General features: G+C 36.0%; 22 protein-coding genes. 16 read left to right on the top strand and 6 right to left on the bottom strand.

The genetic code is table 11. The features are described from left to right. Window positions 1-5 precede the first annotated feature (5 nt). From fabG to BLT48_RS03550, 7 genes are all read left to right on the top strand, one after another. Window positions 6-743, top strand: a complete 738-nt coding sequence (gene fabG / locus BLT48_RS03580; protein WP_035023165.1) for a 3-oxoacyl-[acyl-carrier-protein] reductase — start codon at window positions 6-8, stop codon at window positions 741-743. A 15-nt stretch (window positions 744-758) separates the two neighbouring features. Next, entirely contained in the window at window positions 759-2,000 is a 1,242-nt protein-coding gene (gene fabF, locus BLT48_RS03575) for a beta-ketoacyl-ACP synthase II (protein WP_035023162.1), read from the top strand. Between the two features lies 1 nt (window position 2,001). Beyond that, the gene (gene accB, locus BLT48_RS03570; protein WP_035023159.1) at window positions 2,002-2,490 is read left to right on the top strand and encodes an acetyl-CoA carboxylase biotin carboxyl carrier protein; all 489 of its coding nucleotides are present in this window, start codon (window positions 2,002-2,004) and stop codon (window positions 2,488-2,490) included. A 21-nt stretch (window positions 2,491-2,511) separates the two neighbouring features. Then, window positions 2,512-2,934, top strand: coding sequence for a 3-hydroxyacyl-ACP dehydratase FabZ (fabZ, locus tag BLT48_RS03565; RefSeq protein ID WP_176944148.1), 423 nt, complete (start codon window positions 2,512-2,514; stop codon window positions 2,932-2,934). A gap of 4 nt (window positions 2,935-2,938) precedes the next feature. Next, a complete protein-coding gene (locus tag BLT48_RS03560) occupies window positions 2,939-4,306 on the top strand; it encodes an acetyl-CoA carboxylase biotin carboxylase subunit (RefSeq protein WP_035023156.1) in 1,368 nt (455 codons plus the stop codon). Window positions 4,307-4,367: 61 nt separating this feature from the next. After that, complete coding sequence (gene accD / locus BLT48_RS03555; RefSeq protein ID WP_035023153.1) at window positions 4,368-5,216, top strand: acetyl-CoA carboxylase, carboxyltransferase subunit beta; 849 nt, start codon at window positions 4,368-4,370, stop codon at window positions 5,214-5,216. Between the two features lie 51 nt (window positions 5,217-5,267). Beyond that, the gene (locus tag BLT48_RS03550) at window positions 5,268-6,038 is read left to right on the top strand and encodes an acetyl-CoA carboxylase carboxyl transferase subunit alpha (protein ID WP_035024177.1); all 771 of its coding nucleotides are present in this window, start codon (window positions 5,268-5,270) and stop codon (window positions 6,036-6,038) included. A gap of 44 nt (window positions 6,039-6,082) precedes the next feature. Here the strand turns inward: BLT48_RS03550 and BLT48_RS03545 are convergent, their stop codons facing one another. Next, on the bottom strand, window positions 6,083-6,391 hold the full coding sequence (locus BLT48_RS03545) for a hypothetical protein (RefSeq protein WP_035023150.1): 309 nt from the start codon (window positions 6,389-6,391) through the stop codon (window positions 6,083-6,085). A gap of 270 nt (window positions 6,392-6,661) precedes the next feature. On the opposite strand from BLT48_RS03545, the gene BLT48_RS03540 reads away from it, so the two are divergent. From BLT48_RS03540 to BLT48_RS03510, 7 genes are all read left to right on the top strand, one after another. Beyond that, the gene (locus BLT48_RS03540) at window positions 6,662-7,621 is read left to right on the top strand and encodes a tetratricopeptide repeat protein (protein ID WP_035023148.1); all 960 of its coding nucleotides are present in this window, start codon (window positions 6,662-6,664) and stop codon (window positions 7,619-7,621) included. Window positions 7,622-7,782: 161 nt separating this feature from the next. Then, the gene (gene tig, locus BLT48_RS03535) at window positions 7,783-9,063 is read left to right on the top strand and encodes a trigger factor (protein WP_035023145.1); all 1,281 of its coding nucleotides are present in this window, start codon (window positions 7,783-7,785) and stop codon (window positions 9,061-9,063) included. A gap of 225 nt (window positions 9,064-9,288) precedes the next feature. Beyond that, window positions 9,289-10,536 carry an ATP-dependent protease ATP-binding subunit ClpX gene (gene clpX / locus BLT48_RS03530; protein WP_035023142.1) on the top strand — a complete coding sequence of 416 codons (1,248 nt, stop codon included), beginning with the start codon at window positions 9,289-9,291 and terminating at the stop codon, window positions 10,534-10,536. Window positions 10,537-10,751: 215 nt separating this feature from the next. Continuing rightward, window positions 10,752-11,339, top strand: coding sequence for a ribosome biogenesis GTP-binding protein YihA/YsxC (yihA, locus tag BLT48_RS03525; RefSeq protein WP_035023139.1), 588 nt, complete (start codon window positions 10,752-10,754; stop codon window positions 11,337-11,339). Window positions 11,340-11,453: 114 nt separating this feature from the next. Beyond that, window positions 11,454-12,857 (top strand): glutamyl-tRNA reductase, encoded by a 1,404-nt coding sequence (gene hemA / locus BLT48_RS03520; RefSeq protein ID WP_089975290.1) that lies wholly within the window; start codon window positions 11,454-11,456, stop codon window positions 12,855-12,857. Then, complete coding sequence (gene hemL / locus BLT48_RS03515) at window positions 12,844-14,139, top strand: glutamate-1-semialdehyde 2,1-aminomutase (protein WP_089975287.1); 1,296 nt, start codon at window positions 12,844-12,846, stop codon at window positions 14,137-14,139. Before hemA ends, hemL begins: the two co-directional genes overlap by 14 nt. Before the next feature lie 24 nt (window positions 14,140-14,163). Beyond that, complete coding sequence (locus tag BLT48_RS03510; RefSeq protein ID WP_035023133.1) at window positions 14,164-14,481, top strand: nucleoside triphosphate pyrophosphohydrolase family protein; 318 nt, start codon at window positions 14,164-14,166, stop codon at window positions 14,479-14,481. 28 nt (window positions 14,482-14,509) lie between these two features. Here BLT48_RS03510 and BLT48_RS13800 read toward each other — a convergent pair whose 3' ends face one another. Beyond that, entirely contained in the window at window positions 14,510-14,674 is a 165-nt protein-coding gene (locus tag BLT48_RS13800) for an SPJ_0845 family protein (protein WP_176944056.1), read from the bottom strand. Between the two features lie 229 nt (window positions 14,675-14,903). On the opposite strand from BLT48_RS13800, the gene BLT48_RS03505 reads away from it, so the two are divergent. Together BLT48_RS03505 and BLT48_RS03500 are read left to right on the top strand one after the other, a co-directional pair. Next, on the top strand, window positions 14,904-16,385 hold the full coding sequence (locus BLT48_RS03505) for an ABC transporter substrate-binding protein/permease (protein WP_089975284.1): 1,482 nt from the start codon (window positions 14,904-14,906) through the stop codon (window positions 16,383-16,385). Further along, on the top strand, window positions 16,378-17,103 hold the full coding sequence (locus BLT48_RS03500) for an amino acid ABC transporter ATP-binding protein (RefSeq protein WP_035023127.1): 726 nt from the start codon (window positions 16,378-16,380) through the stop codon (window positions 17,101-17,103). Before BLT48_RS03505 ends, BLT48_RS03500 begins: the two co-directional genes overlap by 8 nt. A 90-nt stretch (window positions 17,104-17,193) precedes the next feature. On the opposite strand, the gene BLT48_RS03495 is transcribed toward BLT48_RS03500, so the two are convergent. The 4 genes from BLT48_RS03495 to BLT48_RS03480 all read right to left on the bottom strand — a co-directional run bounded on the left by BLT48_RS03495 (window position 17,194) and on the right by BLT48_RS03480 (window position 21,974). Further along, window positions 17,194-18,066 (bottom strand): cation diffusion facilitator family transporter, encoded by an 873-nt coding sequence (locus BLT48_RS03495; protein ID WP_089978641.1) that lies wholly within the window; start codon window positions 18,064-18,066, stop codon window positions 17,194-17,196. Window positions 18,067-18,381: 315 nt separating this feature from the next. Further along, the gene (locus tag BLT48_RS03490) at window positions 18,382-20,286 is read right to left on the bottom strand and encodes a PTS fructose transporter subunit IIABC (protein WP_089975281.1); all 1,905 of its coding nucleotides are present in this window, start codon (window positions 20,284-20,286) and stop codon (window positions 18,382-18,384) included. Window positions 20,287-20,310: 24 nt separating this feature from the next. Continuing rightward, window positions 20,311-21,228, bottom strand: a complete 918-nt coding sequence (pfkB, locus tag BLT48_RS03485) for a 1-phosphofructokinase (RefSeq protein WP_035023121.1) — start codon at window positions 21,226-21,228, stop codon at window positions 20,311-20,313. Continuing rightward, a complete protein-coding gene (locus BLT48_RS03480; RefSeq protein ID WP_089975278.1) occupies window positions 21,225-21,974 on the bottom strand; it encodes a DeoR/GlpR family DNA-binding transcription regulator in 750 nt (249 codons plus the stop codon). The genes pfkB and BLT48_RS03480 overlap by 4 nt, the downstream gene beginning before the upstream one ends. Window positions 21,975-22,248: the final 274 nt, after the last annotated feature.

Below are 22,248 nucleotides of genomic sequence, written 5' to 3'. Positions count from 1 at the left end.
AGCACATGACTTTAAAAAATCAAACCGTTATTGTTACAGGTAGTTCAAGAGGTATTGGAAAAGCTGTGGCTATAGAATTTGCAAAGGCTGGAGCAAACGTTGTATTAAATGGACGCAAACCTATCTCTGAAGAATTGATTAGCGAAATTGAAGGTTACGGTGTTAAAACGCATACTATTTTAGGTGACGTCAGTGATTTTGATTTTGCTAAACAACTGATTGAAGAAGCAAAAGAAGTTTTTGGAAGCGTTGATATCTTAGTAAACAATGCTGGTATCACAAACGATATGCTTTTAATGAGAATGTCAGAAGAAGACTTTGACCAAACGATTTCTGTTAACTTAAAAGGAACATTTAATACGATTCGTCATGCATCAAAAGTTATGTTAAAACAAAAAAGCGGAACGATTATTAACATGGCAAGCGTAGTTGGACTTGTTGGAAACGTTGGACAAGCAAACTATGCTGCAAGTAAAGCTGGTGTTGTAGGGTTAACAAAATCTGCTGCAAGAGAATTAGCTGCTAGAGGAATTACCGTAAATGCTATCGCTCCAGGTTTTATTGACACGGAAATGACCGATGTATTATCTGATAAGATGAAGGAACAAGCGGTTAGTCAGATACCTTTGAAACATTTAGGCAACGTAGAAGATGTTGCGAGAACAGCAGTGTTCTTAAGTGAAAATAAATACATTACAGGTCAAGTCATCAATGTAGATGGCGGAATGGTTATGAATGGTTAACAAGGAGGAAAAATAATGACGAATCGTGTAGTAATTACTGGAATGGGTGCTGTGACACCTTTAGGAAATACGGTTGATGAATTTTGGAATGGGCTTAAAGCTGGAAAAAACGGGATTGCTCCTATCACCAAATTTGATGCAACAGAGACAGGTATTACTGTTGCTGGTGAATTGAAAGACTTTGATGCAACAAATTATATGCAACGTAAAATTTCAAAACGTATGGACGAATTTTCAAGATATGGTGTCGCAGCAGCTGTACAAGCTGTAGAAGAAAGCGGCATTGATCGTGAAAAAACAGATATGAATCGTTTTGGTGTCATTGTTGGTTCTGGTATCGGCGGATTGAACGCTATGCAAGAGCAAATCATTAAGATGAATACAAAAGGACCTCAACGTGTAGCCCCTTTCTTTGTACCGATGGCAATCGGAAATATGGCCGCTGGAAATATTTCGATCGCTATTGGGACTAAAGGAATCAATACGTCTATCGTAACCGCTTGTGCTTCTGGAAATAATTCAATTGGAGAAGCTTACCGTAATATTAAGCATGGTTACTCAGACGTGATTCTTGCTGGAGGAGCAGAAGGGACGATCAACGAGATCGGTATTTCTGGTTTTGCTGCATTAACAGCTCTATCAACAAGTACAGATCCTGATCGTGCTTCAATTCCTTTCGACAAAGAACGTACGGGTTTTGTTATGGGGGAAGGCGCAGCTGTATTGATGCTTGAAAGTCTAGATCATGCTTTAGAACGTGGAGCAACAATCTACGCTGAAGTTGTTGGTTACGGTTCTACAGGTGATGGGTATCATATGACTGCACCAACACCAGACGGAAGTGGCGCAGGTCGTGCAATGCAAGACGCAATGGCTGAAGCCGGTATAACACCTGCTGATGTGGGTTATATCAATGCTCATGGAACGAGTACTGGAGCAAACGATTCTGCTGAAACAATGGCTATTAAATACGCATTTGGCGATGAGGCTAAAAATGTTGCGATTTCAAGTACGAAAAGTATGACAGGACATTTATTAGGTGCTGCTGGAGCAATTGAAGCAGTAGCATGTGTGAAAGCTCTTCAAGATGGTTTCTTACCTCCGACTATCGGACTTCAAGTGCCTGATGAAGCGTGCGATTTGGATTACATTCCTAACGTTGGACGTGAAGCAGATATTAAATACACACTAAACAATTCTTTAGGTTTTGGCGGACACAATGCCGTAACATGCTTTAAGAAATGGGAGGGGCAATAAAATGGATTTTGGTCAAGTGAAAGAAATTCTTGATCTAGTCAATCAATCAGAATTAACCGAATTTGATTTGCAAATGGATAACGTGACTTTACGTATGAGTAAAAATACATCTAGCCAAAAAATCAGCAATCAAACTGTTCTTACTGATTCAGAGACAAGATTTAACGAACCCGTTCGTAAAGAGAATATACAAACTTCTTCTCCTATTTTCGAAGAAGTATCCAAATCTGCTCCAATTGCTGAGCCTGTTGCCGATGGCGCACTAGTTCATTCTCCAATCGTTGGAGTAATTTACACTTCTCCTTCACCTGATCAACCAGCTTTCAAAAAAGTGGGAGATAAAGTAACCGTTGGGGAAACACTTTGTATTGTTGAAGCAATGAAATTAATGAATGAAATTAAAAGTGAAGTAGATGGAACGATTACTGAAATACTAATAGAAGATGAACAAGTTGTTGAATTCAATCAACCTTTGTTCAGAATTGCCTAGGAGGAAATACCAATGACAAAAATGAATATTAAAGAAATCCAAGAATTGATTCCGAACCGTTACCCAATTTACTTTATTGACCGTGTAGACGAAATGATTCCAGGTGAACATGTTGTAGCTCTTAAAAATGTAACAATCAATGAAGAAGTGTTCCAAGGTCACTTTCCAGGTGAACCCGTATTGCCAGGAGTATATATTTTAGAAGCACTAGCTCAAGCAGGATCGATTCCTCTATTGACGCTAGACCGCTTTAAAGGACAAACAGCTTACTTAGGTGGAATGAACAAAGTGAAATTCCGAAAAAAAGTTGTTCCTGGTGATCAATTGATGTTACAAGTTGACATTGTTAAATTGAAAGATTACGCTGGTATCGGAAAAGGTGTAGCATACGTAGATGGAAAAAAAGTTTGTGAAGCTGAATTAACTTTCATCATTGGTAGATAAGCCTATGTTTAAAAAAATATTAATTGCCAATCGAGGAGAAATTGCTGTTCGCATTATTCGAGCTTGTCGTGAAATGGGAATCAAAACAGTTGCTGTTTATTCTGAAGCGGATCGAGATGCTTTGCATATGCAATTAGCAGATGAAGCGATTTGTATTGGCCCAGCCAAAGCTGCAGATTCTTATTTGAATATGCAAAGTATTTTAAGTGCAGCGGTTGTGACGAATGCTCAAGCGATTCACCCAGGTTTTGGGTTCTTATCTGAAAATAGTACATTTGCGACCATGTGTAAGGAAATGAACGTTACATTCATTGGTCCAGATGCAGCTACTATTGATCAAATGGGAAACAAAGCGAATGCGCGTGCTCTTATGATTGAAGCAAATGTACCAGTCATTCCAGGAAGTGAAGGTTTCATTACCGATACTAATGAAGCTAAACAACTGGCAGATGAATTAGGTTATCCAGTAATGGTCAAAGCCGCAGCTGGCGGTGGTGGTAAAGGGATGCGTAAAGTCCTAAGAACCGAAGATTTAGCTGCTGCTTTCAACAGCGCCAAAAACGAAGCCAAAGCAGCTTTTGGTGACGACCAAATGTATATGGAAAAAATCATTGAACATGCACGACATATTGAAGTACAATTACTAGGCGATCATCATGGAAATGTGATCCATTTGGGAGAACGTGATTGTTCTTTGCAACGCAATAATCAAAAAGTTATTGAAGAGTCGCCTTCTGTTGCAATCAATGAGCAGCAACGAAAAAGTCTTGGAGAAATAGCTGTTCGTGCTGCAAAATATGTTGGATATAAAAATGCAGGCACAATTGAATTTTTATTAGACCAAAACGGCGAATTTTATTTCATGGAAATGAATACGCGTATTCAAGTTGAACATCCAGTAACTGAAATGGCTACAGAATTTGATATTGTGAAAGAACAATTGTTGATTGCAAGTGGAGCAGAGTTATCGATCCAACAAAGTGATGTTCGTTTAACTGGACACACGATTGAATGTCGAATCAATGCTGAGAATCCTGCTTTTAACTTTGCACCTTCTCCTGGAACGATTCAATACTTGATGATGCCCAGTGGCGGAAATGGATTGAGAGTTGATAGTGCCATGTTTGCTGGAGCAGATATTCCACCTTATTATGATGCAATGATCGCAAAAATCATTACGAAAGGTACCAATCGTGCTGAAGCCATTGCTAAAATGCAACGTGCTTTAGGTGAGATGGTTATCGACGGAATTATTAGCAACCAGTTTTTCCAAGAAGATTTATTAATGGATAAACGCTTTGTTAATGGCGAGTATGATACAAGCTTTTTACAAGATGTCTTTCTTAAAGAATGGAAACCTCGTATTGAATAAGTTTGTTTTGAATTAACAAAACCATCTTACTAAAAATGCAGTAAATAAAAGAGGTGACAACGTGCAGTTATTTAAAAAAAGAGCTTATATCCCAATTACAAAACACTCGCAAATCAGTGAAGAAACAGATAACCCTATGGTGCCGGATGGCATGTTCGCACAATGTCCAAGTTGTAAGAAAGCCATCTATACAAAAGATTTAGGCGCAGAAAAAATCTGTCCTGAATGTAGCTATACTTTTAGAATACGGGCACAAAAACGAATTGAATTAACACTTGATGAAGCTAGTTTTGAAGAATGGTATCACGATATCCCATTTGAAAATCCTTTGAATTTCCCGGACTATGATAAAAAAATAGAACAGGCTCAAAAAAAGACAGCTCTTCATGAAGCTGTTTTAACTGGAAAAGGAACGATCAATGGAATCGAAACAGCCATTTGTGTGATGGATTCTCATTTTATTATGGGAAGCATGGGGAAAATAGTTGGTGAAAAAATAACCAGAACATTTGAAAAAGCAATAGAAGAAAAACTACCTGTCATTATTTTTACTGCCTCAGGTGGAGCTCGTATGCAAGAAAGCATTTTGTCTCTTATGCAGATGGCTAAAATTAGTGGAGCGGTAGCTCGTCACAGTGATGCAGGTTTACTATACGTAACGGTCTTGACCGACCCGACTACTGGTGGCGTAACAGCTAGTTTTGCCATGCAGGGTGATATCATTTTATCTGAACCTCAAGCACTAGTTGGGTTTGCTGGCAGACGTGTGATTGAGCAAACGATAAATGAAGAACTTCCTGATGATTTTCAACTTGCTGAATCGGTTTTAGAAAATGGGTTTATTGATAAGATCGTGCCAAGAAAAGAAATGAAACAGCTTCTAAGCGATATCTTACGCATGCATCAGTAAAAATAGACAGGCAAGTATTTTATAAAGAAGGTGAACGAGTTGAAAGAAGCTATGGAAATCGTTGCTTTATCAAGAAAAACTTCACGATTAACGGCTATAGAAATAATGGAATCTGTTTTTGATGATTTTATTGAATTTCATGGCGATCGTTCTTTTCATGATGATAAAGCCATTGTTGGGGGCATAGCAACCTTAAATGGACAACCTGTAACGGTGATAGGCAATCAAAAAGGTCATGAAGTAAAAGAAAATATTATGCGCAATTTTGGATCACCACATCCAGAAGGCTATCGAAAAGCATTACGTCTAATGAAACAAGCTGAAAAATTTAATAGACCCGTGATCACCTTTGTGAATACAGCTGGTGCTTATTGTGGCGTTGAGGCTGAAAATAGAGGACAAGGTGAAGCTATTGCACGTAATCTAATCGAAATGAGTAAATTAAAAGTGCCGATTCTTTCTATTATTATTGGTGAAGGCGGTAGTGGAGGAGCTTTAGCTTTAGCTATGGGGAATCAAGTATGGATGATGGAACATACGATGTATTCTGTACTTTCACCTGAAGGGTTTTCTTCTATTTTATGGAAAGACGCAACAAGATCGAAGGAAGCCGCTGAATTGATGAAGCTAACTGCGCAAGATTTATTTGGACTTGATATCATTGACTTTATATTGTCAGAAACAAACGCGGAAGGTCCATTGTCCCAAGAGCAAATTTTGAAAAATCTGAAAGAAAATATAGGTTCGACAATAAAAGAGCTTTCTGCAAAAACACCGGATCAACTTATTGAAGAACGGTACAAAAGATTCAGGAAGTATTGAGTGCTATTTAAAAAACACCTAAAAAAAGAGCGAATCAGTTCATATCAACTGATTTGCTCTTTTTCTAGGTGTGGGAGATCGATTTTTGGTATTTTTACTGTAGAAGATTGATATAGATATTTGCTATCATTTGTCTCAATCAAAATACTGTAACGATGCTCGTCTAAAAGTAATTTACCAAGCATTTCTCTCGAATAAATTCGTCCTAACGGAAACCCCTCCGGTAATGTGACGGTCACTTTTTTCAATTCATAAAAACCTTTTGCAATCGTTTCCACAAAAATAATATTTGCTAGAGATTGTAACTCAGTTTGTTCTTCACTAGTGAGATCTTTTACAAAACCTTGGTTCATTGAAGGATCCTCCTTACAAGTTTTATTTGTTTTTTATATTAGCGCACAAAAAATAGTTTACCATATTTTAGATCGTGCAGTACATAAAATTTTGAAATTAAGGACATAATTTGTGAGCACGATGTAAGAGAAGATTAGTGAATTAAAATTCATTACTGTCTTCCACATAATCCACTTTAACGAACAAATGTATGCTAAAATAAAGTCTGAGTAAAAAAACAAAAATGACCTTCTTTTTATTGAATGAGATGAATGCGGGAGAGTGACAATATGGGAGAAACAGTACCCTTTCCAAAGAATTACGACTGGTATAAAAAAGAAGCGATGGACTATTTTTTATCAGGAAGAATGGAAGAAGCTATCCCATTTTTCGAGGAAGCTTACCGGTTAGAACAAGATGAATTATTAAATACAAATTATACAACTGCGTTATATCAAGTTGGAGAGTATCAAAAAGCCAAAGAGATAGCAGATGATAAATATTCTTTTTATGAACAGGAAGAGTCGTTGGCTCTTTTTTATACAGCCATTTTAATAAAATGTCATTTGTTTCTCCAAGCCGAACAAGCTATTGTATTTCGAAAGAAGAAATTTCCGTTAACAGATACTTCTGAAGAAAATTGGTCAGCTGTTCAAGAATTGTTAGAAGAAGAACAAACAAAAATTGAACTTGAGAAACAAAAAAAAATCGATTATTTGCTAAAAGAATCTTACTCTCTAGGAAATAAATCTTTTACAGAACAATCTGCTATTATGAAAGAATTAGAAGAGATTCCAATAGAACCTTTTCTCAAAGCTGTAAAACCATTATTATCTAATCCGTACGTGAATGGTATTATTAAGGCGACTGCAATCGAACGTTTAGCTATTGAAAAAGTAGCAGGGGAATTTGATATTTACTGGATGAAAGAAAAAAAAGTTGTCCGACCAGATTTATTAACCTCTATCAAAAATCATGCGATTGTTCAAGAAGTGTTGTCCCTATTATCTGAACGTGTTGAGCAATATGATCCAACTCTTTATCAAGCTATGGTTCAAGAAGTATCGCTTCATTTCTTTGTGCTGTATCCTTTTATTGATGACGTAATCACTTCACCAGTAGAATGGGTTGAACTGTATCAAAAGCGCTATGACAATTCTTTTGTAGAAACGACTGAACCTAGTTTGAACAGTAAAAGGATGGAAGAATGGATGCAGAGGATTGACCAAGAATTAATGGATTTAGTTTAACTAGTCGTTTATTAATTGAACGCGGCCTTAAACAGTCTGCAATCAGATTTATCTTTAATTCGTTGTTTTTATTTACAAATTTCAGCCTTTAGTGTACTATTAATGAGTATGCAATTGCTTTTTTATTGCGAAAAATAGAGTGTTTCGGAGGGAAATATAATATGACTGCAAAATGGGAAAAAAAAGGCACGAATGATGGTGTCTTAACATTTGAAATTTCAGAAGAAAAAATTAAAGAAGGTTTAAATACAGCTTTCAACAAAGTGAAATCTACTTTAAGTGTTCCAGGATTCCGTAAAGGGAAAGTTCCTCGTACAATCTTTAATAAACAATATGGAGAAGAAGCTTTGTATGAAGATGCACTAAATGCTGTATTACCTGAAGCATATGATGCTGCAGTAGCAGAAGCTGGTCTTGATCCAGTTGCACAACCAAAAATCGATGTTAAATCTATGGAAAAAGGCGAAGCTTGGGTTATTGAAGCTGAAGTTACTGTAAAACCTGAAGTTGAATTAGGGGAATACAAAGGCTTAACTGTTGAAAAACAAGATCGTGAAGTAACAGATGAAGACGTTGAAAAAAATATCGAAGAAAAACGTGCTGCACAAGCTGAATTAGTATTGAAAGAAGATGCTGCAGTTGAAGGCGATACTGTTGTTATCGATTATGAAGGATTTAAAGATGGCGTTGCTTTCGAAGGCGGAAAAGGCGAAAATCATTCATTAGAATTAGGTTCAAACTCGTTCATTCCAGGTTTTGAAGAAAAACTTGTAGGCGTTAAAGCTGAAGATGAATTAGATGTTGACTTAACTTTCCCTGAAGACTACCATGCTGAAGATTTAAAAGGTGCTGCTGTAACGTTTAAAGTTAAAGTACACGAAGTTAAGGCAAAAGAATTACCAGCTTTAGATGACGAATTTGCTAAAGATGTTGATGAAGAAGTTGAAACATTAGCAGAACTAAAAGAAAAAATTAAAACACAATTAACAGAAGCTAAAAATGCAGGTGCTGATGAAGCAGTTGAAGAATCAGCTATTCGTCAAGCTGTAGACAATGCTAAAATTGAAGATCTTCCATGGGCAATGGTCCATGATGAAGTTCACCGTCAAATGGATGTCTTCTTAAATGATATGCAACGTCAAGGTGTTTCACCTGAAATGTATTACCAAATCACTGGTACTACAGAACAAGATTTACACAAACAAATGGAAGCTGACGCTGATTTAAGAACTCGTACTAACTTAGTTCTTGAAGCAATTGTTGAAGCAGAAGCTTTTGAAACGACTGAAGAAGAAGTAAATGAAGAAATTAAAAACTTGGGCGAACAATACGGTATGGATGAAAAAGCTGTCCGTGCTGCATTGACTCCAGAAATGTTAAAACACGATATTGCAATGAAAAAAGCTATTGATCTAATTACTGAAACAGCTGAAGAAAAATAATCGCTGTTCCCTTAATGGTTAATAGTACTGATAAAAAGGAAGGACTTCAAAAAGGAACATCTTTTGAAGCTCCTTCTTTTTGTATGAAAGAGAAACAGTTTAAATTCTGGCATTAAAGGAAATATTATGCTATGCTATTTAAGATTTGAACGATTCTCATTGTAATATGAGTGACAAATCTGCTACTATTATAAGTGGTATGAATGAGAATAGAGGTGGACACGAATGTTTAATGATGAAGAAGCAAAAGGACCTGTGAGTTGCTCATTTTGTGGCAAATCACAAGACCAAGTAAAAAAAATTGTTGCTGGTCCAGGTGTATATATTTGTAACGAGTGCATTGATTTGTGTAAAGAGATTATTGACGAAGAGTTCAATGATGCAGGCTATGGTGAGTTTTTAGAAGTGCCTAAACCTCATGAAATCAGAGGAATATTAAATGATTATGTTATTGGACAAGAACAAGCGAAAAAATCGCTATCGGTAGCAGTATACAATCACTATAAACGTGTAAATCAAATGGGTGGCGAAGAAAAAGACGGTATCGAATTGCAAAAAAGTAACATTTGTTTGATTGGACCAACTGGTTCTGGGAAAACTTTCCTTGCTCAAAGTTTGGCTCGAATTTTAAATGTTCCATTTGCGATAGCAGATGCTACAAGCTTAACGGAAGCTGGCTATGTTGGAGAAGATGTTGAAAATATTCTTCTAAAACTAATGCAGGCAGCTGATTATGATGTAGAACGAGCTCAAAAAGGAATTATTTATATCGACGAGATTGATAAAATTGCGCGTAAAGGCGAAAATGTATCAATAACACGTGATGTAAGTGGTGAAGGCGTTCAACAAGCTTTGCTTAAGATCCTAGAAGGAACCGTAGCTAATGTTCCTCCACAAGGTGGAAGAAAACATCCTCATCAAGAATTCATTCAATTAGACACAAGCAATATCTTATTTATTGTAGGTGGTGCTTTTGATGGAATTGAAACGATCGTTAAAAATCGTATGGGAGAAAAAGTAATTGGTTTTGGTTCTGCTAAGAAAAAATTAGATGAAAGCCAAAGCGTTATGCAACAAATTATCCCAGAAGATTTATTGAAATTTGGTTTGATTCCAGAATTTATCGGACGTTTGCCAGTAATGGCTGCGTTAGAAAAATTGACTGAAGATGATTTGGTTCATATTTTAACAAAACCCAAAAATGCTCTTGTAAAACAATATAAGAAGTTGTTAGCTTTAGATGAAGTTGAACTAGAATTTGAAGAAGATTCTTTAACCGAAATCGCTAAAAAAGCTATTGAACGCAATACTGGTGCGCGTGGTTTACGTTCGATCATTGAATCAATCATGCTAGAAATTATGTTTGATTTGCCAAGTCGTCCGGAAATTGTTAAATGCGTAATCACAAAAGATACAGTAAGTGGTTCAGGAAATCCAGATTTCTTTAGTATTGAAGGCGAAAAAATCAGCTAATTTTAATCAATAATTGTTTCGAATCCGTTAAAAGTTATAGACGAAGTTGGGCATCGATCCTAGCTTCGTTTATTTTTTTAAATTTGTGTTCTATTTTAAGAATACCATTAGACTCTAGGGATAAAGTCAAGAAGGATTCAAATTTGGAATGTCATTGGGTGCTTTAATATGTTAGAATAGTAAAAGAATTTATAATTAGAGATGGAGATTAAATCATGAAAGTAAATAAAGCTGATATTGTCATAAGTGCGGTTTCGCCTGCTCAATATCCAAATACTGGACTTCCTGAAATTGCATTAGCTGGACGTTCAAACGTTGGGAAATCTTCTTTTATCAATACGATGATCAACCGAAAAGGTTTGGCCAGAACTTCAGGAAAACCCGGAAAAACACAAACACTGAATTACTACATAATAGAAGATGCTTTCTATTTTGTTGACGTTCCAGGATATGGTTACGCTAAGGTATCTAAAACAGAACGTGCCAAATGGGGACAAATGCTAGAAACTTATTTTACTCAAAGAGATACATTGAAAGCAGCTCTTTCTGTTGTAGACTTAAGACACCCGCCAACAGAAGATGATGTGCAAATGTATGAGTTTTTAAAATATCACTCTATCCCTGTGATTGTCATTGCTACAAAAGCTGATAAGATTCCAAGAAGCAAATGGAACAAACACATTAAAATTGTTAAAGATACATTGAACTTAAGAGAAGAAGACGAGTTTGTTCTTTTTTCATCTGAAACAGGAGAAGGAAAAGACAAAGCTTGGAGTTTGATCGAAAGCTACCTTAAAATTTAACATTTTTGACAGATGAAAATAATTTAAGTGATAAGTGAATCATAGAAGGGATAGGAAGGTAGTTTAGTTCTATCTTTTCATTTATTATCAGTTAGAACGATGAAGAATAAGAGGATGGTACTATTGAAAATCTTATTATACGGGGTTAGTCATAGAACAACGCCAATAGAAATTAGAGAGCACTACACAATTGAAGAAAATAAAATACCGGAACAACTTACTAATGTACTCTCTTTTCCAGGAGTTAAAGAAGCTGTCATTCTTTCAACATGCAATCGAACAGAATATTATCTTTACATTGACCAAAATGAATTTATGCATGGGGATATGCTTCGTTATCTTTCAAATCATACAGGATATGAAATAGCTGAAGTCATTTCAACAAGTTATGGAAAATCAAATCTAGATGCTGCGAAACATCTTTTTACTGTAGCAACGGGACTTGATTCATTGATCATTGGAGAGACTCAAATTCTTAGTCAAGTAAAACAGGCTCTTGCAACAGCCATTGAACAGGGCACGTCTGGTCCAATTTTAAATTCTTTATTTCATAAGTCTATTTCTTTTTCAAAAAAGATGCATACTAAAACAAATTTAGATCAACTATCTTATAACCCGGGATCAGCTGCAGTTAAACTCTTTAAAGAAGAGTGGGAAAGTATAGGAGATAAACGTTTTTTGCTAATTGGATCAGGAAAAATGATTCGATTAGCAGCAAAAATGTTATTTTACCAAGGCGCTACTCATATAACGCTAACTGGTCGAAATGAACAGAAAGTGAATGGTTTGGCCCATGAAATGAATGAATGGGCTAAAACGAAGTGCCACACGGGTATACTGAACCGTTGTTTCTATACCGCAGACTTCAACCATCTGCCAATGTCATTAGCTGTTGCTGACGGAGTTATCGTTGCTACCAAATCGCAACGTTATCTAGTTACAGAAAAAACGATGGAAGAAATGGCTATGATTCGTTTAACAAAGAAAAAACAACTTTTCATGGATTTAGCCGTTCCGCGAAATATCGAACCTAGTCTTCAATATATTGAAGGCATCCAAGTTTTTGATATGGATCAAATTAGTTTTCGGTTAGATGAGGTTGATTTAGATAAAGATAAAATTGTGAAAAAAATAACTTCCGATTTAGTTGAAGAAGTAATAGCCTTTGAACACTGGTATCAAGAAAGACAAGCAGTTCCCTATTTACGCGAGCTCCACGACCAGGTGATAGAGATAAAAGAAAAAGCACTCTCTAGCTTAGAAAGAAAATTACCTGACTTAACAGAACACCAGATACTTCTAATCGATAAGCACGTTCAAAGCATCATTAATCAAATGAAACGCAAACCAATCGAATCATTAAAAGATTTGGCGCGAAAAAAATCTTCAAGAGATTCAACAAAGGAATTAAGTTTTTTTGCTAAATCATTAGGCTTTTCGGTTGAATCTGAAAATGCAGAAGACACAACTGAAGTTCTTACAGCAGAAAGCGAGGAGAACGGCGTTGAGAATAACTAAACGATCTGAGGAGGCTTTTGAAAAAGCCGTCCATTTAATGCCAGGAGGAGTTAACAGTCCAGTCAGAGCATTTAAATCGGTTGACGTTCCTCCTGTATTTATTCAAAAAGGTAAGGGGAGTCACCTCCACGATATAGATGGCAATGAATACATTGATTATGTTTTAGGATGGGGCCCATTGATTTTAGGTCACGCAAATGATCATGTAATAAGCGAAATCCAACGTACAGCAAGTTTTGGAACTAGTTTTGGAATGCCGACTCTTTTAGAAAATCAATTAGCGGAATTGGTCATTCAACGCGTACCTTCTGTAGAAATGGTTCGTTTTGTAAACTCAGGAACTGAAGCGACAATGAGTGCATTACGTTTAGCAAGGGGTTTTACAAGCAGAGATAAGATAGTCAAACTAGAAGGAAGTTATCACGGTCATGATGATGCTCTATTAGTAAAAGTAGGTTCTGGAGTTGCAACACTAGGCTTACCAGATTCACCCGGAGTTCCAAAAAGTACGATATCAAACACTTTAGTTGCTCCCTATAACGATTTAGAAGCGATTAAAGCGTTGTTTCAAACTTATCCTGGTGAGATTGCGGCTGTGATCGTTGAACCTGTAGCGGGAAATATGGGCGTTATTCCACCCTTAAAAGGATTTTTAGAAGGACTACGTACACTCACAAAAGACGACGGAGCGTTGTTGATTTTTGATGAAGTCATGAGCGGATTTAGAGTAGGCTACTATAGTGCTCAAGGTTACTATAATGTATTACCAGATTTAACTTGTTTAGGGAAAGTGATTGGCGGCGGTGTACCTGTAGGAGCTTATGGTGGAAGAAAAGACATCATGGAACATATCGCTCCAGCAGGTAGCGTTTATCAAGCGGGTACCTTATCTGGAAATCCAATCGCAATGTCTGCTGGAGTAGCTACATTGTCTCAATTAACAGAAAAAGATTATCGTTACTTTGAGACTTTAGGGGATGCACTTGAAAAAGGAATTCTTTCATTAAGTGCCTTATATGATGTACCGGTTACGATCAATCGTGCAGGGAGTATGATAGGGCTATTCTTTAATGAAGGGCCAGTGACTAACTATGCGCAAAGTAAGGCAAGTGACACACTCTTTTTTGCTGACTATTATAAAGAAATGATTAATCGTGGAATATTGTTGCCTCCTTCTCAATTTGAAGGAATCTTTTTATCCACTACTCATACTCTAGAAGATATCGAACGAACTTTAGATGCTATGGAAGCGAGTTTTAAAGCATTGAAAAGCAGAAAATAGAAAGATTAAAGGAGTTATTTCAAGATGGAATTTAATGAATATCAAAAATTAGCCAGTCGGACTTTATATGGAAATGAACAGGTCTTAACTAATTGTGCTTTAGGTGTAGCCAGTGAAGCTGGTGAATTAGTCGATTTAGTTAAAAAGTATACCTTTCATGGTCATGATTTAGATAAAAAAGAATTAACCAAAGAACTAGGAGACGTTTTGTGGTATTTATCTCAAATTGCGGAGTGGGCTGATATTCCTTTTGAAGAAGCAGCAGTACAAAATATAGAAAAATTAAAACGCCGTTATCCAGATGGATTTTCTACAGAGCGAAGTCGCAATCGAATTGAATAAAAAAATAGAAATGCTGAAAGCACATGTGCTATTCAGCGTTTCTATTTTTTTTATCTAATGAACTTTTTTTCTTTTCATCATCTATCAATTGTTCCTTTTCAGGTGCTGGAAAAACAAGTTCGTCTTCAGGATCAATCGCAAATTTACTGAATAAATCATCTAAACTCGTTTCATTTTTATGAATTTGTCCCATAATAAACCTCCTTTTTCTGTAATCCTATAGTAGACCCAATCTGCAAATAAAACAACTCTTTCTTAGAAAAATCATTTTAGAAATTCATATATACATTTTAAATGTATATAATTAGACTAAAAGACTATAAAAGTAAATATTTGTAAAAAATATTGTATAAATATTCTTAATCTGTTATGATAATTTATAAGTCAAAATAAGAAGAGATTATTAGAAAAGAGGAAGAGATATGAAAAAGAATACATTTCATTTAATTATACTTAGTTTACTAACTGTAATTAGCCTATTCGTACCAGTTGAAACAGTATCAGCAGCAGATAACGCCTTAGATAAAATTCAAGAAAAAGGAACCTTAGTCATCGGAACGAGTGCTGATTTTCCACCTTATGAATTTCATAGTACAATCGATGGGAAAGACACAATCGTAGGAATGGATATTTCTATTGCTCAAAAAATTGCAGAGGATCTTGGTGTAGAGCTAAAGATTGAAGACATTGGTTTCGATAGCTTACTACCAGCATTAGAATCAGAAAAAGTCGATATGGTCATTTCAGGTATGAGTCCTACCGATGAGCGTAAACAAAGCGTTGATTTCTCCAATGTTTACTATACAGGAGGACAAAATATTGTTGTAAGAGAAGCGGATAAGGAGATTTATACGAGCGCTGATGATTTAACAGGAATGAAAGTTGGTGTTCAAACAGGTTCTCTACAGGAGATACTTGCTAAAGAACAAATGCCTGATTCAGAAATGTTGAGTTTAACAAAAACCACTGACCTGATTCTAGCGTTAAAAACAAACAAAATCGAAGCTATTTTAATGGAAAAACCTAGTGCGGAAGCTTATATAGGAAATGATGATCAATTAGTTACTTTTGATGGAGGTTTTCTTTTAGAAGATGGTGAGCAAGGTTCGGCAATCGCTTTTAAAAAAGGTGCACAATCTTTAGTGGAAGCTGTAAATACATCCTTAACAGAAATCAGTAATCAAGATTTAATTTCTGGTTATCTAGAAGAAGCTGGTACTTATCTTCAATCTGCTCAACAAGGAACGAATGGTGATGAAGAGAGCAGTAACAGTATTTTTAATTATTGGCAGTACTTTTTAAAAGGGACTGGATATACGATCCTTATTTCAGTAGTAAGTGTCTTTTTTGGTTCAATATTAGGAATTGGTTTATCCTTCATGAGAATGAGTGAAAATAAAATTATGCATTTTTCAGCAACAGCCTATGTCGAATTTGTTCGTGGAACACCCATGATGATTCAAGTAATGTTTATCTATTTTGCGGTAGGTTACCTTATCAATATTCCAGCATTAGCTTCTGGGATTATAGCCGTTTCTTTAAACAGCGCAGCCTATATTTGTGAAATTATCCGTTCTGGTCTAAACTCTGTTCCTAAAGGGCAAGCTGAAGCTGCAAGAAGTTTAGGCATGAGTAAAAATATTTCCATGCGTCAAATTATTTTCCCACAAGCGCTTAAGAACATTTGGCCAGCATTGGGGAATGAGTTTATAACTGTTATTAAAGAAAGTTCTATTGTATCAATTATCGGTGTAAGTGATTTGATCTTCCAGACAAAAGTTGTAACATCCGTTTCATACAGAGGAATCGCGCCATTAGTGGTTACCATGATCATCTACTTTATCTTAACATTTAGTTTGACTAAGTTATTAAATCACTATGAAGGGAAGATGAACCATGATTAAGATAGATCATTTGAAAAAAGTCTTTGGGAACAATGAAGTCTTGAAAGATATCAACCAAGAAGTAAAAAAAGGGGAAGTCGTGGTCATCATAGGTCCTTCTGGATCAGGTAAGAGCACATTGCTTCGTTGCTTAAATTTATTAGAAAAGCCGACCAGCGGTGAAATTATTTTTGAAGGAACTGCTTTAACAGGTCTAAATGAAACAAAATTAAATCAACTGCGTGAAAAAATGGGAATGGTTTTTCAAAGTTTTAATCTTTTCCCTCATATGACGGTCTTAGAAAACTTAAAAGTAGCACCAGTAAAAGTTAAAGGTGTCCCTGATGCAGAAGCTCAAAAACATGCTATTCGATTATTGGAACAAGTTGGTTTATCAGATAAAGCTGATGCTTACCCATCAAGTTTATCGGGTGGACAACAGCAAAGGGTAGCTATTGCACGAGCTTTAGCGATGGATCCAGATGTGATGCTTTTTGATGAACCAACTTCAGCATTAGATCCTGAAATGGTTGGTGAAGTACTTAAAGTCATGCAAGACTTAGTTGAAATGGGTATGACGATGGTTGTTGTAACACATGAAATGGGCTTCGCTAAAGAAATGGCAGACCGTGTAATCTTTATGGATGGCGGTTATATTGTGGAAGATGGCAAACCTGATCAAGTGTTTAATTATCCACAACATCAAAGAACACAAGATTTTTTAGCTAAAATATTGTAACTATATGGAACTGTAGTTATTAATTAAAACTAAACAAAAAGGAACTTACGATAAGTATATCGTAGGTTCCTTTTTGAGTAGACTATTATTTTATTCAATTGGCTCAACATGAACTTTTGTATCAAAGACACCAAACTCATCTGCTAATAACTGTTCGACCTGTTCTGTTAATTCATGGCTTCTTTTAACAGTCATTTCGGGGTTCGTTTTTATAATAACATCTACATGAATAATAGTTCCATAGGTTCTGCCTTTAATAGATTCTACTTCCAAAACTTCAGACAACGTGAGTATTGTTTGTTTGAATTCCTTTAAATCATTTTCATTGAATCCATCGGATAGTTCAAACGCACTTTCTCTAAAGATTTCAAATGCTGTCTTTAATATGATCAGCGAAACAATAATAGCCATAACACTATCCAACCAAGCCATATTAAAATTAGAAGCAAAAATAGCTATAGCAGTTGATAAACTGATTAAACTATCATTGAAAGTATCTTTAGATGCAGCTTGTAAAGATTTACTTTTTTGTTTTTTAGCGAGTTTGTTGTTATATAAATAAATGGCCATCAAGACAACGCTTGAAAAGAGACCTGCATACCCTGCAATTAAATCAGGTGAATTTCTTACTGGCACAAAAAGATGTTTTACTGCAGAAATAAGGACCTCTAACCCTACAGCTAGCATTATAAACGAAGTAACCATGCTTGCAACAGTTTCAGCTTTCCAATGCCCATAAGGATGATTATCATCTGGAGGTCGTCTAGCCAGCCTTAAACCGATCAAAACAGCAATCGAGGCTATTGTGTCAGTCGTATTGTTTAAACCATCGGCTCTTAATGCACTTGAACCAGAATACTTCGCGATAATTAATTTTAGTATAGCAATAAAAAGGTAAGTCACAATGCTCAGTACCGCTCCACGTTCAGCAAGTTTTAATTCCTCATAACGATCTTTTATCATCGTCAAAACGTTCGACGTCCTTTCAAAATGAAATTAAGTAATAGCGTTTAGTTTACCTAAAGTTAAGATGAATAGCAATTAGTTTTTGTTTGGACAAAAAAAGAGTGGGACAAAAAGCGTTTAGACCCGAATCACTGGAACGAATAAGCGCAGTATGGTCATCGACCATCGAGCATTATTCGTGAAGTGGACGTCGGGTCTGCTTTTCGGAGCACGTTTTAAAGTGAATAGTCGTATATAGAGAAGAGGCTGGGATTTTTGTCCCAGCCTCAGCAAGTGTAATCATTTTTTCAATGTAACTTTCAAAAAGTCATTTTATTTAAGCAATCCTTCAGCTGTAACAGGCTTTCTCCAAAGACCAAGAATAACTGCCGAAATGATTGTTCCAATAATTAAAGCTACTAAGAATAAGAACCAGTGATTTGAAAGAGCTACAACGAATATTCCACCATGTGGTGCGGGAATAGTAATGTTCCATAATTGAGTTAATCCACCAGCAATTGCTGCTCCCACAACCGAAGATCCGATTGTACGAAGTGGATCAGCTGCTGCAAAAGGAATAGCTCCTTCAGTAATAAATGATAATCCCATTACGTAGTTTGTAAGGGCAGATTTTTTTTCATCGTCGTTAAATTTGTTTTTAAAGATAGTGCTTGCTAAGGCGATTGCTAGAGGTGGTACCATCCCACCGGCCATAACTGCAGCCATTAAGCTTCCGTCTCCAGTATCAGTAAAGATTCCAATTGAAAAAGCATAAGCAGCTTTATTGAAGGGACCACCCATATCGATAGCCATCATTCCACCTAATAACGCACCTAAAAGAACTGCGTTAGCCGTACCTAAGTTTTCTAAGAAAGTAATCATTGCAAGATTAATTGTAGCAAAGATAGGTCCAACAATAAAGAACATAAGAGCACCAGTAATCAGCAATCCAAGAATAGGGTAGAAAAGAATTGCTTTCAAACCGTTAAGAGATTTTGGTAATCCATTAAATGCTTTTTTCAAAGCTAAAATCGTATAACCAGCTAAGAAACCAGCAGCAAGACCGCCTAGGAAACCAGCATTACTATTGACAGCAAGTAACCCACCAACCATACCAGGCATTAAACCAGGACGATCTGCAATGCTTAAAGCAATGTAACCAGCTAAAATAGGAATTAAGAAATTAAAGGCATTAGATCCAACAGTGTTTAAGAATAAGAAAAGAGCATTTGTATCACCTAAAAAGCTTTCAACTAAGAAAGAGATGGCCATCAATATTCCGCCACCGATAACAAATGGCAACATCGTAGATATTCCATTCATTAAATCTTTGTAGACACGATTGACCCATGTTCCTGATCCTTCATCACCAGTAGATTCATCTTTTTCTCCGTTAGAAGAAAAAATAGGTGCTTGTTTGTTCATTGCTTTTGTAATTAGTTCTTCTGATTTACGAATTCCATCACTAACAGGACGTTGCAGCATAGGTTTTCCATCAAAACGAGCTAATTCAACTTTTTTATCTGCGGCAATAATTACACCATCAGCTCTTTTAATATCTTCAGCAGTTAATTTATTTTTGATTCCGTCAGAACCGTTTGTTTCAACTTTAATTTCAACGCCCATTTCAGCGGCTTTTTTCTTCAATGCATCTTCAGCCATATAGGTGTGTGCAATTCCAGTTGGACAAGCTGTTACAGCTATAACAAAAGGTTTTTTAGCATCTGGAGCTACTTTTGGAGCTTTAGTTTCTTCAATTTCAGCTGCAGCTTCTTTTTCTTGTACGTCTTGAGCAGCTGCGAAAAGAGAACGAACTTCTTCAGCAGATTTTGCTTCTTTTAAAGATAGAACAAAGTCTGGGTGGATCAATAAACGAGAAAGATTTGCTAATGCTTGCAAATGAGTATCATTCGCGCCTTCTGGAGCTGCGATCATAAAGAACAAATGAGCAGGTTGGCCATCTAATGAATCGTAGTCAACACCATTTACACTTTTAGCGAATACTACAGTCGCGTCATTTACAGCAGTTGTTTTAGCGTGAGGCATAGCAATTCCATCTCCTAAACCTGTAGAGGTTAGAGATTCACGGTGCATGATTCCTTTCTTAAATAAATCAGCATCATTGATACGATTGTTTGCTTTTAAGCTTGCAATCATCTCATCTATAACGCCTTCTTTAGTTGTTGATTGTAAATCCATTATCATAACATCTTTAATCAATAAATCGTTGATATTCATAGTTGTTTTCCTCCCAAATCAATTTTATAAAGTTAGTTCTGTAATTGTAACCTTAGCTAATAAAGCTTCTATTTCCTTTTTAGTTGCTAGGTCATCTGAAAATGCTGTAGCACTTCCAGTAGCCACACTTTTTTGAAAAGCTTTTAACGGATCTTTTGTATCAACTAATGCCCCAACAAATCCAGCAATCATAGAGTCTCCAGCTCCTACAGAATTTTTTACAATTCCTTTAGGGACCGTCGCTTGGTAAACACGTTCATTTGTAAAGAATAAAGCTCCATCACCAGCCATAGAAACTAAGGCATATTGGGCACCTAAGTCAATTAGTTTTTTTCCATGAACGATAATATCTTCTAATGAGTGGAATGAAGTACCAAACAACTCGGCTAACTCATGATGGTTTGGTTTAACTAACAGCGGTTTATGAACTAAAGCGTTTAATAATTCAGAACCTGTTGTATCAATTACAAAATCTGCTTGTTTTAAAACAACTTTTGCAATTAAGTTTTGATAAAAATCCTCAGGTAGAGAAGGGGGCTTGTTTCCTGAAAGAATAATGATATCCTCAGCTGTTATTAAATCAATTTGGCTGATCAATTGATCTGATTCTGCTTGGGTAATAACCGGACCTGGAGCATTTAATTCTGTCTCAGTATCAGACTTCAATTTAACGTTGATACGTGTATCGCCTTTAATAGAAACAAACTGCGTGTGGACACCTTCTTTTTCTAGCCAATCAGCAATGAAACCACCTGTGAAGCCGCCTAAAAAACCTAAAGCCGTTGAGTGTTGATCAATGTGATTTAACACACGAGAAACATTGATTCCTTTGCCACCAGGAAGTTTTATATCCTTATCCATACGATTCAATTCACCTAATTGTACGGAAGGGACATGTACAATATAGTCGATTGATGGATTTAGTGTTACTGTATAAATCATAATTTTGCCTCCAATATTGTTGTATTAAAATAACTTTCATAATTCTTAGGAGATAAGTGATCTGTAATAATTAGTGCGTCATCAATAGTACATACCTTTACGAAAGTAACTTTATTAAATTTTGTTTCATCAGCAAGAATATACGTTTTTGAACTATTCATAAATGCTTGCTGTTTAACGTTAGCTTCTTCTGGATCAGGAGTGGTAAAGCCATAATCTTTATCGATACCATTCATTCCCAAGAAAGACTTATTAAAGCGATAACGAGATAATTGTTCAACGCTAGTAGTTCCAACAATCGCTTGGGTAGTATTTTTCAGCTTTCCGCCGATAAGTAAAACATCATTATTTTGATCTGCAAGCAACAGAGCATGTTGGACAGCGTTAGTTACAATACGTATATTTTTTTCTTTTAAAAAAGGAACCATAAAAAAAGTAGTAGATCCTGCGTCTAAGAAAATAGTATCTCCATCTTCAACCAAAGAAGCGGCTAATTCAGCAATTTTTTCTTTACTGCGAATGTTTTTGACTGATTTCTCAGTAAGAGACTGCTCTTGTTCAATCATGTAAACTCTTTTCGCGCCGCCGTGCACACGTACAAGTTTACCGTGTTCTTCAAGTGAAGCGAGGTCACGTCGTATAGTGGACTCTGAACAATCCATTTCTACCATCAGTTCTTGGGACTTAATCACTCCATACTGGTTTAATTTTTCTAATATGAAGTTGTAACGTTCTTCAGTAAGCATTATATCCCTCCAATAGCGCTACTTTACCACCAAAAACAGTCAAAAGCAATCAAAAATAAACCGATTTCATCATTTTTTAATTGCTTTACAAACAAGATAATGCCAAAAACAGATACAAGCAGCATATACCAAACAGAGCAATAAAAGTAAAAGCTGAGTGTTTTTTAAAATAGTAGCTTGTATACCAGTTCAACATAATCAAAATTAACTAAAAAAATAACGGTATGTAAAACTTGAGCGCAAAAAAAAAGAAATCATTTAGATTTCTTTCCTA

The sequence above is a fragment of the Carnobacterium viridans genome (assembly GCF_900102725.1).
Lineage (GTDB): Bacteria > Bacillota > Bacilli > Lactobacillales > Carnobacteriaceae > Carnobacterium_B > Carnobacterium_B viridans.
The sequence above is the reverse complement of the archived record's forward strand: the minus strand, read 5'-3'. Positions and strand labels throughout refer to the sequence as shown.

Bases quoted from the DNA above. Each gene is read 5' to 3' on its own strand.
- fabG (WP_035023165.1), top strand. From the start codon at position 6: ATGACTTTAAAAAATCAAACCGTTATTGTTACAGGTAGTTCAAGAGGT.
- BLT48_RS03500 (WP_035023127.1), top strand. From the start codon at position 16,378: ATGATTAAGATAGATCATTTGAAAAAAGTCTTTGGGAACAATGAAGTC.
- hemA (WP_089975290.1), top strand. From the start codon at position 11,454: ATGGTACTATTGAAAATCTTATTATACGGGGTTAGTCATAGAACAACG.
- tig (WP_035023145.1), top strand. From the start codon at position 7,783: ATGACTGCAAAATGGGAAAAAAAAGGCACGAATGATGGTGTCTTAACA.
- pfkB (WP_035023121.1), bottom strand. From the start codon at position 21,228: ATGATTTATACAGTAACACTAAATCCATCAATCGACTATATTGTACAT.
- BLT48_RS03505 (WP_089975284.1), top strand. From the start codon at position 14,904: ATGAAAAAGAATACATTTCATTTAATTATACTTAGTTTACTAACTGTA.
- yihA (WP_035023139.1), top strand. From the start codon at position 10,752: ATGAAAGTAAATAAAGCTGATATTGTCATAAGTGCGGTTTCGCCTGCT.
- clpX (WP_035023142.1), top strand. From the start codon at position 9,289: ATGTTTAATGATGAAGAAGCAAAAGGACCTGTGAGTTGCTCATTTTGT.
- BLT48_RS03560 (WP_035023156.1), top strand. From the start codon at position 2,939: ATGTTTAAAAAAATATTAATTGCCAATCGAGGAGAAATTGCTGTTCGC.
- BLT48_RS03495 (WP_089978641.1), bottom strand. From the start codon at position 18,066: ATGATAAAAGATCGTTATGAGGAATTAAAACTTGCTGAACGTGGAGCG.
- BLT48_RS03510 (WP_035023133.1), top strand. From the start codon at position 14,164: ATGGAATTTAATGAATATCAAAAATTAGCCAGTCGGACTTTATATGGA.
- BLT48_RS03480 (WP_089975278.1), bottom strand. From the start codon at position 21,974: ATGCTTACTGAAGAACGTTACAACTTCATATTAGAAAAATTAAACCAG.
- BLT48_RS03490 (WP_089975281.1), bottom strand. From the start codon at position 20,286: ATGAATATCAACGATTTATTGATTAAAGATGTTATGATAATGGATTTA.
- fabF (WP_035023162.1), top strand. From the start codon at position 759: ATGACGAATCGTGTAGTAATTACTGGAATGGGTGCTGTGACACCTTTA.
- BLT48_RS03540 (WP_035023148.1), top strand. From the start codon at position 6,662: ATGGGAGAAACAGTACCCTTTCCAAAGAATTACGACTGGTATAAAAAA.
- BLT48_RS13800 (WP_176944056.1), bottom strand. From the start codon at position 14,674: ATGGGACAAATTCATAAAAATGAAACGAGTTTAGATGATTTATTCAGT.
- BLT48_RS03550 (WP_035024177.1), top strand. From the start codon at position 5,268: ATGGAAATCGTTGCTTTATCAAGAAAAACTTCACGATTAACGGCTATA.
- fabZ (WP_176944148.1), top strand. From the start codon at position 2,512: ATGAATATTAAAGAAATCCAAGAATTGATTCCGAACCGTTACCCAATT.
- BLT48_RS03545 (WP_035023150.1), bottom strand. From the start codon at position 6,391: ATGAACCAAGGTTTTGTAAAAGATCTCACTAGTGAAGAACAAACTGAG.
- accB (WP_035023159.1), top strand. From the start codon at position 2,002: ATGGATTTTGGTCAAGTGAAAGAAATTCTTGATCTAGTCAATCAATCA.